Genomic DNA, 12,954 nt, shown 5'->3' on the forward strand with positions numbered 1-12,954 from the left:
TGCGGCCAGGGGCTTCCATACGCGACGGCGTGGCTCTTCCATGTGCCCCGTTGTACTGGGACGCCAGCCTGGCCTGTTCAAGTGGCCGGGCAGTCTGCCGGTAGATTAGTAGACAGTTGTTTTTGCCACATCTGCCATAGAAACGGATACGTACCCGTGGTCCTTCGCCTTTCCCAGCTGTTCCTGCGCACCCTGCGTGAAGATCCCGTCGACGCTGAGGTCGCCAGCCACAAGCTCCTGGTCCGCGCCGGCTATATCCGCCGCGCCGCGCCCGGCATCTACACATGGCTGCCGCTGGGGCTGAGTGTCCTGCGCAAGGTGGAGGACATCATCCGCCAGGAAATGTCCGCCATCGGAGCCCAGGAAGTGCACTTCCCGGCGCTGCTTCCCCGCGAACCTTATGAGGCCACCAACCGCTGGACCGAATATGGCGAAGGCCTGTTCCGCCTCCAAGACCGTAAAGGCGCGGACTACCTCCTTGCTCCCACCCATGAGGAAATGTTCACGCTCCTGGTCAAGGACCTGTACTCCTCGTACAAGGACCTGCCGCTGAGTCTTTACCAGATCCAAAACAAGTACCGCGACGAAGCACGTCCGCGGGCAGGGCTCCTCCGTGGCCGCGAGTTCATCATGAAGGACTCCTACTCCTTCGACATCGATGACGCCGGCCTGGATGCAAGCTACGCCGCACACCGTGCGGCCTACCTGAAGATCTTTGAGCGCCTCGGCCTGAAAGTCATTCCTGTGGCAGCCACGGCCGGTGCCATGGGTGGGTCCAAGAGTGAGGAATTCCTGTTCCCCACCGAGATCGGCGAGGATACGTTCGTACGCTCGGCCGGTGGCTACTACGCCAACGTCGAAGCCGTGACCACCGTTGTCCCGGACGAGATCGACTTCAGCAACGCTCCGTCCGCCCAAGTCCTGGATACGCCGAACACTCCCACCATCGAGACCTTGGTTGCGGCGGCCAACCAGCTGGCTCCGCGCAGCGAGTCCGACGGCGGCGCGTGGACGGCCGCAGACACGCTCAAGAACGTTGTCCTCGCCGTTACGCTGCCCACAGGTGAGCGCCGGATCGTGGTTATCGGTGTTCCAGGCGACCGCGGAGTAGACCTCAAGCGCGTGGAAGCCAACATCGGTTCCCACCTGCCCATCGCCGGTGAAATCGGCCTTGAGGCTGCCAACGAGGAGGACCTCAAGAAGCTGCCGTGGCTGGTCAAGGGCTACATCGGACCCGGGCTGTCGCTGGACGAGCCTGTCCTGGGCCTTGAAGGGTCGTCCAAGGTTCTCTTCCTTGTGGATCCCCGCGTCGTCTCCGGCACCAGCTGGGTTACCGGGGCCAACGCAGATGGCAAGCACGTCTTCGGGCTGGTTGCAGGCCGCGACTTCTCGTGGGACGGCGTGATCGAGAGCACCGACGTGCGCGCGGGCGACCCCGCCCCGGACGGCTCAGGTCCCCTGGAAACTGCCCGGGGCATCGAAATGGGGCACATCTTCCAGCTGGGCCGCAAGTACGCTGAGGCACTGGACCTTAAGGTCCTGGACCAGAACGGTAAGCAGCAGGTTGTCACCATGGGCTCCTACGGCGTTGGCGTAACGCGTGCCGTCGCAGCCTTGGCTGAAGCAAACCACGACGACCGTGGCCTCGTGTGGCCGCGCTCCGTGGCTCCGGCAGATGTCCACGTCGTGGCAGTCGGCCGTGGCGATGAAATCTTCGAAGCCGCTGAAAGGCTTTCCGCTGAGCTTGAGGCCGCCGGCCTGGACGTCATTTTCGATGACCGCCCCAAGGTCTCTCCCGGCGTGAAGTTCGGCGATGCCGAACTCGTCGGCGTGCCAACCATCCTGGCCGTCGGCCGCGGACTGGTGGACGGAGTGGTTGAGATCAAGGACCGTCGCAGCGGCGAAGCCGAGAACATTTCGGTGGACAAAGCCGTGGATTACGTGGTCAACGCTGTACGAACCCGGTGATTTCCGGCTTCGAATCCATCCAGCTCACCACACTCGTCTTGATTGTGGTGGCTGGATTCGCAGCCGGCTGGGTTGACGCCGTAGTGGGAGGCGGGGGACTGATCCAGCTCCCCGCCCTGCTGCTGGTACCGGGCATCACTCCGGTCCAGGCCCTGGCCACGAACAAAATGGGATCCATCTTCGGGACAACCACCAGCGCGGTTACTTATTACCGCCATGTTGGGCCGGATCTGAAGACCGCAATCCCCATGGCGGTCATCGCACTGGCCGGGAGTTTCGGCGGAGCCATCCTTGCCGCCTCGCTTCCTGCCAGCGTTTTCAAACCGATCATTGTGGTGGCGTTGATCGCAGTCGCAGTGTTCACTGCCCTGCGCCCCAGCGCCGGTGAACTGACCGCGCTCCGCCACGATGGCCATAAGCACTACGTGGTGGCCTGCCTCATCGGTGCTGTCATTGGCTTCTATGATGGCCTGATCGGCCCCGGCACCGGCTCGTTCCTGGTGATCGCGCTCGTTTCGGCCATGGGCTATGCCTTCCTCGAAGCCAGCGCGAAGGCGAAGATCGTCAATATGGCCACCAACGCCGGCGCCTTGATCTTTTTCCTCCCTCACGGCTCACTGCTGTGGGGCGTGGGACTTGTCCTCGGGCTGGCAAACATGGCGGGCGGCTATCTGGGGGCCCGGACCGCGGTGGCAAGGGGCAGCAAGTTTGTGCGAATTGTCTTCCTGATTGTCGTGGCGGCGCTGATCATCAAACTTGGCACGGACGTCTGGAACGAGAACTTCGCAGGGTAGAGCCGCTGCAGGTGTCAGATGAAGCTGCCGTTGGCGTTGGCGAGCGTCCTCAAACCGCGGACGACGGCGTGCGGCACCAAAGCGCTCGACGCCGGGTTTCCACGCGAAGCCTCGTTCGTCACCCGGATGTTGAAGGTGCCCAGGGATGTCTCAGCCACCACGTGGTGGGACGTCTGCTTGGCTGCAGGGTCCGCGATCAACACTGCTTCCACAACATCCCAAGTGCCGGCAGCGAGGGCCAACGCGGAGACCACGTTGGTGGATTTGGGGAAGGCCTTGATGAAATCGGCCGGTCCGCCCCGCAGGAGCTCCACTGGCTGGGTAGAAGCGAGAATCCTGTCCTTCGTTTCACCATCCATCCATGACTGGATCAAAGCAGCAGGAAGTTTTCGCGATTCCATAGTAATGCTGTGAATGGTGCCGCCCGCGCAGGCAGCCGTGATCGCATCCAGTCCACCCAACGCCCCGGTTGTCAGGAGCGTCCGGCCGGGACCGTCGTCGAGTAGCGTTTGCCGTAGGGAGTCATCACACAAGGCACCGATCGAGGTGACCAGCAGGTCCTTTCCGGCCGAAACAATCCGGGGACCGAACTCGGCAACGGCTGCAACGCCGGCGCACTCCACCACCACGTCAGCGATATCCAGGGCCTCATCAAAACTGAAACCTGTCCCTGCATCACCGTGGGGAACCACGCCGGTGAGTTCCACTCCAGGGGCGGCCCCGGCGTCGAGCAGTTCCGCCACCCGCGACCCAATGGCGCCCGAACCAATCAGTGCAACTTTCAGGACCACGGTGTCAGGCCGCTTCGCCGGGGTCGGGGAGATCGTGCGCCCGAGGCAGGGCCTCCAGTGTGCTGCCGGCCAGGGTGCTGGCGACCCACAGGGAGCGGGCAAGGTCACCGGCGTGCCGTGGTTTCGCGGCGTACCACAAGGCGTTCTGCACCTCCCGGGCGATGCTCCATTGCCGGGCAACTTCAGGATCCAATCCAGCCGCACGGCTGAAGTCATGGCACCGCTCCAGTAGGCCGGCCTCCGGATCCGTCCGCGGAAGATCGTGGATGCGGTTCCACAGGAGCGGGGCGACGGCGAACTCAGCCTCGCCAATCTGCGGTTGCGGATCAATGGCCAGATAGCCGCCGCGGCCGGACAATCCGTCAGCATCCGTGGTGGCAAGAATATTCATGAAGTGCAGGTCCGTGTGGACCAAGACATCCGTGCCGGAGCGGCGCCCTACGGCCCCGCGCGTCTGGCACACCTCCAGGGCCGCTTCCAGCAACCATCTGGGGAAGGGACGGTCCAAGCGGTCCCATTCGGCAGGCAGTTCATCGCTCCATCGCTCGGCGGTGGCAGCAACATGGTCCAAAGCCCGCCATTCGCTCCGTTCGTCGGGCTGGATCGAGAGCTTGCGCGTGATGTTCCCCCACGCGTCCCTGGCTTCGTCCAGCGGAGCGTCCTGGAGCCAGCGGGAGGCGTCCAAGCGTTCGAGCAGCATGGAGCAGCTTGCATCATCCGCGGCGAGGAGACGGACCGCACCGTGACCGTTCCACAGAGCCAGTGCATAGCGTTCCACCAGTGCTTCTTCGTGGGGGAAAGCGATCTTCAAGGCTGCGGGCGTGCCTCCCTGAACAACGGGAACCACCAAGGCTCCATGGCCATTCCACGGCTCCTCGCCCGGCACAAGGTCTACTGAGAGCTCCCAACGGTCCAAAGCCTCAGAGATGAGCCCGGGGAGGCTTGCCAGCCAATCCCTGCCCGCCGAGTCGCGGTTGTACCGGGCGTGGAGGTCGCCCGGGATGGGAATCATCGCGTGAAGGTTCACGCCAACAGCCTAACTCCGCGTCGTCATGCGCCCCTTAGAAAACGCCGCTGGCCCCCAAGAGCGTTCCGATCGAGAACGTGGCAGCCAGCGCCAAGGCCCCGCCGAGCACTACCCGGGCCGCTGCCCGGAAGCGGGAAGCACCGCCGATCCAAGCACCAACAGCGCCGGTGATCGCCAAGGCCAGCAGGACTGCGATGAACGTCAGGGGAACCCGCATACCGGGCGGAGGCAGCAGGATGGCCAGCATGGGGAGAGCCGCTCCCAATGTGAAGGCTATGGCCGAAGCCAAAGCTGCGTTCCAAGGGCTGACGATGTCATCTTCATGGATATTGAGCTCGGCCGAGAGGTGGGCGGCCAAGGCGTCGTGTTCGGTCAGCTCCTCCGCCACTGTCCGGGCGGTCTTGGCGCTGAGCCCCTTGGACTCGTAGATGGCGGCCAACTCCCGGAGTTCATCTTCGGGTTGCTCCGCCAGCTCACGTTTTTCCTTTTCGATCAGCGCTTTTTGGGTGTCGCTTTGGCTGCTGACCGACACGTACTCGCCCAAAGCCATGGAGATGGCGCCACCCACCAGGCCAGCGGCGCCCGCTGAGAGAATCACTCCGGTGTTGGTGGTGGCACCTGCCACGCCCACCACAATCGCAGCGACGGACACGATGCCATCATTGGCGCCCAGGACGCCGGCACGCAACCAGTTCAAGCGATGGGCCAGATCGTCCCGGTGGGGTTCATTCTCGTGTGTGGTGGCAGTTTCTGCGGAAGCCATGCATCAAGCCAAGCACCGGCCGGCTTTCCTGACCAGCATGGCTAGGCTGGCCTATCCGCCGTGGGAAGCGGGCGTTGAATTGGTGGCGGGCGTGGTGGGCGTCGGCAGCGAAGGCAATTCACCGGCGTCGAGAATGAGTCCCGGCAACGCAGGCAACGGTGCCCCCCATCCGGTGCTCCTGCGGGCAGCTGCCAGCAGGTTGTCCATGGCCCACCTCCGTGTTTCGTCTGTGGACAAGGCAACCAGGTCACCGAATCGAGGCAGCGAGGCAAGTTCAAGGGAACCAAGGAAGGCGGCCGGATCCTGGTTGAACTGTTCGGGCAGCCGGTAACCCGCTTCGCTCGTGGGTGCGTCTGCGCAGTTGGCACTGATGACTGATTCTGCCTGCCGGAGCAGAGCCTCATGAACTTCCAAGTGCTTGGCAGCGGCCGCCGTCTTCGTCCCATCCAGCCTCTTCAGTGCCACCTGGTAGACGTAGATCGCTTCCCGCTGCGAGCGAACCACCGCAGCCAGGGCGGTGTCGGTGGTAGCAGAAGTCGGCTCTGGAGTGGGGCTGGCTGAGGGGCATGAGGCCGCCAAAGGTGTTGCCGCCGGAGCCTTGGTTTCCGACGCCGTTGTCTGCTCCTGCAGCGGCAGCAGCCACTCTGCAGCAAGCTTTTCGGCCTGAAGCACCTGTGCGGATCCGACGGCGGCAAGCAGGCGGGCGATCCCGCCGTCGGCCTCGCGGGCGTCATCCAGGCGCTTCCACCCACTGCCGGCCAACCGGGTCAGGAAGGTGGCGCGGCTGCTTTGCGTTGCAGCGGTGTCCGGGCGGTCGGACGGAGCGGTGCTGGATGGGACGGTGCTGGATGGGACGCCGCTCGAGGGGGTGGCGTTGGGGTCAAACAGGGCCTGCGCATGGGTTGTCAGCAAAGTCACAGCGTTGCCAAGCACCGGCGTTCCGGCCTCAGGAGCCGCCGCCTCCGCCAGCGTGGTGGCAGATTGCCTTAGCGACAGGGTGTCTTCCAATGCCGTCCGGCGCGCGGTTTCGGAGAACGACACGGCCGGGGGAGTGCCGGAATCACGCGGAATAAGAACCATTCCGGTGCCTGCAACAAGCAGTGTCACCACGGCAACCAGCAAAACCCGGCCCCAGGGTGGTGTTCGTCGTTTTTCGCTTGTCTCCGCATTCACAACAGACCATGGTGTCACGTGGACGGGGAAGTCCGTGCACCATGTTCCCGGGAAAATCGTTAGGCTAGTAGTCACAACAACATCTATCGGGAGGCGGCGGGCAACGTGAGTGACTCGGAAGCCACGACTTCAACAGACCGTTCTGAATCGAACTCAACGGCCACCATCCACAACCCGGAAGAGAGCAGGCTTAGGGCGCTGCTTGAACCGGCTGTCCTTGCCAACAGGCTCTACCTCGAGGATGTTTCCATCCACGTTGCCGGTTCACACCGCACGGTCCACGTCGTCGTGGACCTTCCCCAGGAAGAGACCGGAGGCGTCAGCCTTGACGCCATCGCGGAGGTCTCACGCGGACTGTCGGATATTTTGGACAACGATCCCCATGACGACGGCCGCCCCTACGACCTCGAGGTTTCGTCCCCGGGAGTAGGCCGCCCCCTGACCGAACCGCGCCATTGGCAGCGCGCCCGAGGCCGCATGGTCAGGGTCAACGTCATCCAGGGCGATAACCTTCTGGGCCGTATTGCCTCTGTGGGGGACGACGCTGTGACGCTCATCCCCGAGCATGAGGTCAAGAAGGGCATGAAGCCCAAGCAGGGCGAACCCATCACTATTCCTTTCGACAGGATCCGCCAAGGAAAAGTCGAGATTGAATTCAGCCACCTCCACGAGGCTGCGCTGGAAGACGAGCACAACGGACCTTCCGAGGAGGCCTAATGGATATTGACATGAGCGCACTGAGACTCCTGGAGCGTGAGCGTGAAATCCCGCTGGATCTCCTGATTCCCACCATCGAGCAAGCACTGCTGGTGGCGTACCACAAGACGCCCGGAGCCTTCGAAAAGGCCCGCGCAGAGTTGGACCGCAAGAGCGGTCACGTGACCATTTGGGCTACGGAAATCGACGACGACGGCGAGCCCATCGGCGAGTTCGAGGACACTCCGGCCGGTTTCGGCCGCATCGCTGCCAGCACTGCCCGCCAGATCATCCTGCAGCGCCTTCGCGATGTGGAAGATGACAACGTGCTGGGCGAATTCAAGGGCCGTGAAGGCGAGCTTGTGGCCGGCATGATCCAGCAGGGCAACAACCCGCACATGATCCAGGTGAACCTTGGATCCGTGGAAGCATTGCTGCCGCCGCCCGAGCAGGTACCGGGTGAGAAGTACCTCCACGGAAGCCGCTTGCGTGCTTTTGTGGTGGACGTACACCGCGGCGCCAAGGGCCCGTCCATCACCTTGTCCCGTTCGCATCCGGGCCTGGTCCGCAAGCTGTTCGAAATGGAAGTTCCGGAGATTGCGGATCACTCTGTGGAGATCGTGGCACTGGCCCGCGAAGCCGGTCACCGTACCAAGATCGCGGTCAAGGCCAACACTGCCGGCGTCAACGCAAAGGGTGCGTGCATCGGTGAAATGGGCTCCCGTGTACGGGCAGTCATGACTGAACTCAACGACGAAAAGATCGACATCGTTGACTTCAGCGAAGACCCTGCGACCTTCATCGCAAACTCGTTGTCGCCGTCGCGAGTGAATTCGGTCACTATCACGGACGAAGCTACCCGCTCGGCCCGTGTAGTGGTGCCCGATTACCAGCTTTCATTGGCGATCGGCAAAGAGGGCCAGAATGCGCGGCTTGCAGCCAAGCTGACCGGCTGGCGCATCGATATCATCTCGGACGCCGCCCCGACTAAGACTGACTAGCGGTAAAGCCAGCGGCCTGTGTCACCGGTTCTACGCCGCGCTGGTGGCCTACCTGGTTTCGGGAGACCGGGGCCGGGGGGCTAGACTAGTTGGAACCGGGCTTACGTCCGGTATCCGCGCGCTTTGGCGTGTCTCAGCTGCATGCGCAGGACCGGGGCCCGTCGGGTGCCAGTAGCGTAAGGCAGGTTGGACACGTCGTGGCTGAACTGCTTGAACATGGCCATGGGCCTGTTCGCACGTGCATCGGATGCCGGAAGCAAGGCTCCCGGTCCGAGCTTGTCCGGCTGGTCGCCCAGGGCAGCGGTTCTCCCGCTGTACTTGTGGATGAACGACGCCGGATGGCCGGCCGGGGTGCGTGGCTGCACCCCAGCGAAAAGTGCTTGGCATTGGCAATCAAGCGGCGAGCTTTTGGAAGGGCCCTCGCGGGCGCCTCCGATGCAGACGCCGTGGAACGATACCTGATGTCCGGTACGCCACTTGCGGAGGTCCAGGCCGCCGCAGGAAAACCGTCCAAACCTGAAAGCGGGTCAGAAAACTGATGGAAACCCGATGAGTTCCCAGCGATGAGTGCGTAACGATGACAACTTTGTTGCGCTCTGCAATGGGCCTTTCAATCGCGCAAGCGACGAGGGCCCGCAGTAAGAAGTAGACGGTTCGTGCCTGGCTCGGTGCGGACCGAGACAGGAGAAATGTGGCCAAGGTCCGCGTACATGAGCTCGCCAAAGAGCTCGGTATTACTTCCAAAGATGCAGTAACCAAACTGCAGGAATTGGGCGAATTCGTTCGCTCCGCCTCTTCAACAATTGAGGCCCCCGTCGTGAAGAAGCTTCGCGACGCCTACCCGGGTGCCGGCGCCGCCAAGGCCGCCGCCCCCGCAGCAGCTCCGGCGGCCAACCGCCCCGCAGCATCCCGTCCGGCCGCTCCGGCACCGGGACCTGCAGCTCCGAAGGCCCCGGCCCCGGCACCTGCAGCCCCCGCTCCGGCAGCTCCGGCCGCCGCTTCCCAGGCAGCGCCGGCGGCGCCGTCAGCACCTGCCCCGGCGGCCCCCGCAGCTCCTGCTGCGTCCACGCCGGTTTCGGCCAAGCCCGGTGCCCGTCCTGCCCCCAAGGCAGAGACTCCGGCTCCGGCACGCCAAGGTGGCCAGGCTCCGCGTCCCGGCGGTCCCCGTCCGGGCAACAACCCGTTTGCTACGTCCCAGGGCATGCCCCGGGGCCGTGGTGGCGACGGAGATCGTCCGCCGCGTCCGGGTAACAACCCGTTTGCACCGTCCCAGGGCATGCCCCGAGGCGAACGCCGCAACGACGGCGAACGCCCCGGCGGTCCCCGTCCCGCGGCCGGCGCAGGCGGACCCCGTCCCGCAGCTGGTACCGGTGCACCCCGTCCGGGCGCACCGCGTCCCGGTGCACCCCGTCCGGGCGCACCGCGTCCCGCCGGTGGTCCCGGTGCCGGAAACCGTCCTACTCCGGGCATGATGCCCAACCGCACTGAGCGTCCGGCTCCCGGTGGCGCAGGCCGTCCGGGTGGCGCAGGCCGTCCCGGTGGCGGCCCCGGTCGTCCCGGTGGCGCACCTGGTGCAGGTACCGGTGGCGGAGCTCCCGCCGGCGGTGGCTTTGGCAAGGGTGGCCGCGGTCGCGGTGGCACCCAGGGTGCCTTCGGTAAGGGCGGCGCCGGTCGTGGCAAGCAGCGCAAGTCGAAGCGTGCAAAGCGCCAGGAACTGGAGCAGATGAGTGCTCCGTCGCTGGGCGGCGTATCGGTACCCCGCGGCGATGGCGAGACCATCATCCGCCTGCGTCGTGGCTCGTCCATCACGGACTTTGCCGAGAAGATCGATGCGAACCCCGCTTCGCTGGTAACCGTGCTGTTCCACCTCGGTGAGATGGCAACGGCTACGCAGTCCCTCGACGAAGACACCTTTGGCCTGCTTGGCGCCGAACTCGGCTACAAGCTCCAGGTTGTTTCCCCTGAGGATGAAGAGCGCGAGCTGCTGGATCAGTTCGACATCAACATCCAGGATGAACTCGACGCCGAAGGCGACGACGTTCTCGAGGCACGCGCACCGGTTGTTACCGTCATGGGTCACGTTGACCACGGTAAGACCCGCCTTTTGGATGCCATCCGCAACTCGAACGTTGTTGCCGGCGAGCACGGTGGCATTACCCAGCACATCGGTGCTTACCAGATCAGCCACGTCCACGAGGGCACGGCCCGCGACATCACCTTCATTGACACCCCCGGTCACGAGGCCTTCACGGCCATGCGTGCACGTGGTGCCAAGGTCACCGATATCGCGATCCTGGTTGTTGCAGCCGACGACGGCGTCATGCCGCAGACGGTGGAAGCACTCAACCACGCCCAGGCAGCCAACGTGCCGATCGTCGTCGCAGTGAACAAGATCGACAAGGAAGGCGCCAACCCTGACAAGGTCAAGGGCCAGCTGACCGAGTACGGCCTGGTTCCGGAAGAATACGGTGGCGACACCATGTTCGTTGAGGTCTCTGCACGCCAGAACCTCAACATCGACGAACTGATCGACGCCGTCCTGCTGACGGCCGATGCCGCACTGGATCTGCGCGCCAACCCGGACAAGGACGCTCGAGGCATTGCCATCGAAGCGAACCTGGATAAGGGCCGCGGTGCTGTTGCTACCGTCCTGGTCCAGTCCGGAACCTTGGCAGTGGGCGACACAATCGTGGCCGGTACGGCTCACGGCCGCGTCCGCGCCATGTTCGACGAGAACGGCGAGGCACTTGATGTCGCCCTGCCGTCCCGCCCGGTTCAGGTCCTCGGCCTGTCCAACGTGCCGCGTGCAGGTGACACCTTCCTGGTGACCCCTGACGAGCGTACGGCCCGCCAGATCGCTGAGAAGCGTGAAGCTGCCGACCGCAACGCCGCACTGGCCAAGCGTCGCAAGCGCATCAGCCTGGAAGACTTCGACCAGGCCGTTGCCGAAGGCAAGATCGACACCCTCAACCTCATCCTCAAGGGTGACGTGTCCGGTGCTGTGGAAGCCCTCGAAGACGCTCTTCTCAAGATCGATGTCGGAGACGACGACGTTCAGCTTCGTGTCATCCACCGCGGTGTGGGTGCCATCACGCAGAACGACGTCAACCTCGCCACGGTGGACAACGCCATCATCATTGGCTTCAACGTCAAGCCGGCCGAGCGTGTTGCTGAACTGGCCGACCGTGAAGGCGTGGACATGCGCTTCTACTCGGTTATCTACGCAGCAATCGATGACATCGAGATGGCTCTCAAGGGCATGCTCAAGCCGGAATACGAAGAAGTCCAGCTCGGTACTGCCGAGGTTCGCGAAGTCTTCCGTTCTTCCAAGTTCGGAAACATCGCAGGCTCGATCGTCCGCACGGGCATCATCCGCCGTAACACCAAGGCACGTGTCAGCCGCGACGGCAAGGTCATCGGTGACAACCTCACCGTTGAGACGCTCAAGCGCTTCAAGGATGACGCCACCGAAGTCCGCACGGACTTCGAGTGTGGTATCGGTCTTGGCTCCTTCAATGACATCACTGAAGGCGACATCATCGAGACCTTCGAAATGCGCGAAAAGCCGCGCAGCTAGGTTCCGTACGGAACGGGTCCGTCGGGTAACCCCGGCGGACCCGTTCCGTTCCCTTTTCTACTTTCCAGGAGGAAGTCATGGCTGATCCCGCACGCGCTGCCAAGCTGGCACAGCGGATAAAGGTGGTTGTTGCTGAGGCCCTCGGACGCCGGATCAAGGATCCGCGCGTCGAGTCCATCACGGTCACCGACGCCCGCGTCACCAACGACCTTCAGCACGCCACCATCTATTACACCGTTCTTGGTGACGATGTAGCCCAAGCAGATGCCGCCAGGGCACTGGAGAAGGCCAAAGGTGTGCTGAGGCAGGAAGTGGGCCGCAACATCACTGTTCGCCTCACTCCCACCCTCGAGTTCGTGGCCGACCAGATTCCGGTCAATGCCTCCAACCTTGAGGAATTGCTCCGTGAAGCCAAGCGGCGCGACGCAGAAGTAGCCGCTCTGGCTGCCAGCGCCAAGCACGCAGGCGAAGCAGACCCCTATAAGGGCGATTCGCCGGAGGACATCGACGAGGACGACTTCGACGAAGAGGACACCGACCTCTCCGGCGACAACGAGCTCGACGAAGACGCCAACCGCTAGGTTCTTGTCACGGAAAATGCCCCTAAGAAGACTTCTTAGGGGCATTTGCTGTACCCGACTCGCTATGATCGGGAGCATGTCGGCGCACAGTGCTCAGCAACGTGATGAATATCTGAACCTGGCTATCCAGCTGGCCGTTCAGAACGTTTCCGACGGCGGCGGCCCTTTCGGCGCCGTGGTGGTCACCCCGGACGGCGATGTCCATGAGGGAGTGAACCGGGTAACGCGGGACCACGATCCCACGGCGCATGCCGAAGTGGTGGCCATACGTCGCGCCGCTGCGGCAACCAGGAGTTTCGACCTCACGGGTTCCGTTCTCTACGCCAGCTGCGAGCCATGCCCGCTCTGCTTGTCCGCCACGCTCTGGGCCAGGATCGGGGGTGTCTATTTCGCGGCTGACCGGCACGGTGCGGCCAGGGCCGGCTTCGACGACGCCGTATTTTATGAGTATTTCGCAGGCACCAGGCCGGAACTGCTGCCCGTGGAACATGCCGCGCTGGTCGCGTCAGACGAGCCGTTCGAGGCTTGGCGGAACCACGTGCACCGGACAGCGTACTGACCGCCCTTACTCAAGGAAGCGAAA

At 63.7% G+C, this 12,954-nt stretch carries 13 protein-coding genes; 8 read left to right on the forward strand and 5 right to left on the reverse strand.

From position 1 onward, the window contains the following. Positions 1–156: 156 nt before the first annotated feature. Both J7I86_RS16890 and J7I86_RS16895 read left to right on the forward strand, forming a co-directional pair. Positions 157–1,968, forward strand: a complete 1,812-nt coding sequence (locus J7I86_RS16890) for a proline--tRNA ligase (RefSeq protein ID WP_214821653.1) — start codon at positions 157–159, stop codon at positions 1,966–1,968. After that, entirely contained in the window at positions 1,965–2,762 is a 798-nt protein-coding gene (locus tag J7I86_RS16895; RefSeq protein ID WP_214821656.1) for a TSUP family transporter, read from the forward strand. Before J7I86_RS16890 ends, J7I86_RS16895 begins: the two co-directional genes overlap by 4 nt. Positions 2,763–2,776: 14 nt before the next feature. On the opposite strand, the gene J7I86_RS16900 is transcribed toward J7I86_RS16895, so the two are convergent. Genes J7I86_RS16900 through J7I86_RS16915 form a run of 4 tightly spaced genes read right to left on the reverse strand, consistent with a single transcriptional unit; the run spans position 2,777 to position 6,591 of the window. Next, positions 2,777–3,553: an aspartate dehydrogenase domain-containing protein gene (locus J7I86_RS16900; protein WP_214821658.1), complete on the reverse strand. Its 777-nt coding sequence runs from the start codon at positions 3,551–3,553 to the stop codon at positions 2,777–2,779. 4 nt (positions 3,554–3,557) lie between these two features. Further along, a complete protein-coding gene (locus tag J7I86_RS16905) occupies positions 3,558–4,580 on the reverse strand; it encodes an aminoglycoside phosphotransferase family protein (protein ID WP_309476747.1) in 1,023 nt (340 codons plus the stop codon). A gap of 34 nt (positions 4,581–4,614) precedes the next feature. Further along, positions 4,615–5,343, reverse strand: coding sequence for a VIT family protein (locus J7I86_RS16910; protein WP_214821660.1), 729 nt, complete (start codon positions 5,341–5,343; stop codon positions 4,615–4,617). A 51-nt stretch (positions 5,344–5,394) separates the two neighbouring features. Then, positions 5,395–6,591 (reverse strand): DUF4439 domain-containing protein, encoded by a 1,197-nt coding sequence (locus J7I86_RS16915; RefSeq protein ID WP_214821662.1) that lies wholly within the window; start codon positions 6,589–6,591, stop codon positions 5,395–5,397. Positions 6,592–6,621: 30 nt separating this feature from the next. Here J7I86_RS16915 and rimP point away from each other — a divergent pair, with 30 nt between their 5' ends. Then, positions 6,622–7,233 carry a ribosome maturation factor RimP gene (rimP, locus tag J7I86_RS16920; protein ID WP_214821664.1) on the forward strand — a complete coding sequence of 204 codons (612 nt, stop codon included), beginning with the start codon at positions 6,622–6,624 and terminating at the stop codon, positions 7,231–7,233. Next, positions 7,233–8,213: a transcription termination factor NusA gene (gene nusA / locus J7I86_RS16925; RefSeq protein WP_214821666.1), complete on the forward strand. Its 981-nt coding sequence runs from the start codon at positions 7,233–7,235 to the stop codon at positions 8,211–8,213. Before rimP ends, nusA begins: the two co-directional genes overlap by 1 nt. Before the next feature lie 101 nt (positions 8,214–8,314). Here nusA and J7I86_RS23160 read toward each other — a convergent pair whose 3' ends face one another. Further along, a complete protein-coding gene (locus J7I86_RS23160) occupies positions 8,315–8,578 on the reverse strand; it encodes a hypothetical protein (RefSeq protein WP_309476753.1) in 264 nt (87 codons plus the stop codon). Between J7I86_RS23160 and J7I86_RS16930 the strand changes: the two genes are divergently transcribed. From J7I86_RS16930 to J7I86_RS16945, 4 genes are all read left to right on the forward strand, one after another. After that, positions 8,498–8,752, forward strand: coding sequence for a YlxR family protein (locus J7I86_RS16930; protein WP_309476750.1), 255 nt, complete (start codon positions 8,498–8,500; stop codon positions 8,750–8,752). The two genes, J7I86_RS23160 and J7I86_RS16930, sit on opposite strands and share 81 nt — an antisense overlap. A gap of 152 nt (positions 8,753–8,904) precedes the next feature. Beyond that, positions 8,905–11,790, forward strand: a complete 2,886-nt coding sequence (gene infB / locus J7I86_RS16935) for a translation initiation factor IF-2 (protein WP_214821670.1) — start codon at positions 8,905–8,907, stop codon at positions 11,788–11,790. Between the two features lie 77 nt (positions 11,791–11,867). Continuing rightward, entirely contained in the window at positions 11,868–12,371 is a 504-nt protein-coding gene (gene rbfA / locus J7I86_RS16940; protein WP_214821672.1) for a 30S ribosome-binding factor RbfA, read from the forward strand. Positions 12,372–12,447: 76 nt separating this feature from the next. Beyond that, positions 12,448–12,930, forward strand: a complete 483-nt coding sequence (locus J7I86_RS16945; RefSeq protein WP_286179940.1) for a nucleoside deaminase — start codon at positions 12,448–12,450, stop codon at positions 12,928–12,930. Positions 12,931–12,954 lie beyond the last annotated feature (24 nt).

The sequence above is a fragment of the Arthrobacter sp. ISL-95 genome (assembly GCF_018613695.1).
In the GTDB taxonomy this organism is placed as follows: Bacteria; Actinomycetota; Actinomycetes; order Actinomycetales; family Micrococcaceae; genus Arthrobacter.

Coding starts and splice junctions, on each gene's coding strand:
- J7I86_RS16910 (WP_214821660.1), bottom strand. CDS start 5,343: ATGGCTTCCGCAGAAACTGCCACCACACACGAGAATGAACCCCACCGG.
- nusA (WP_214821666.1), top strand. CDS start 7,233: ATGGATATTGACATGAGCGCACTGAGACTCCTGGAGCGTGAGCGTGAA.
- rbfA (WP_214821672.1), top strand. CDS start 11,868: ATGGCTGATCCCGCACGCGCTGCCAAGCTGGCACAGCGGATAAAGGTG.
- J7I86_RS16945 (WP_286179940.1), top strand. CDS start 12,448: ATGTCGGCGCACAGTGCTCAGCAACGTGATGAATATCTGAACCTGGCT.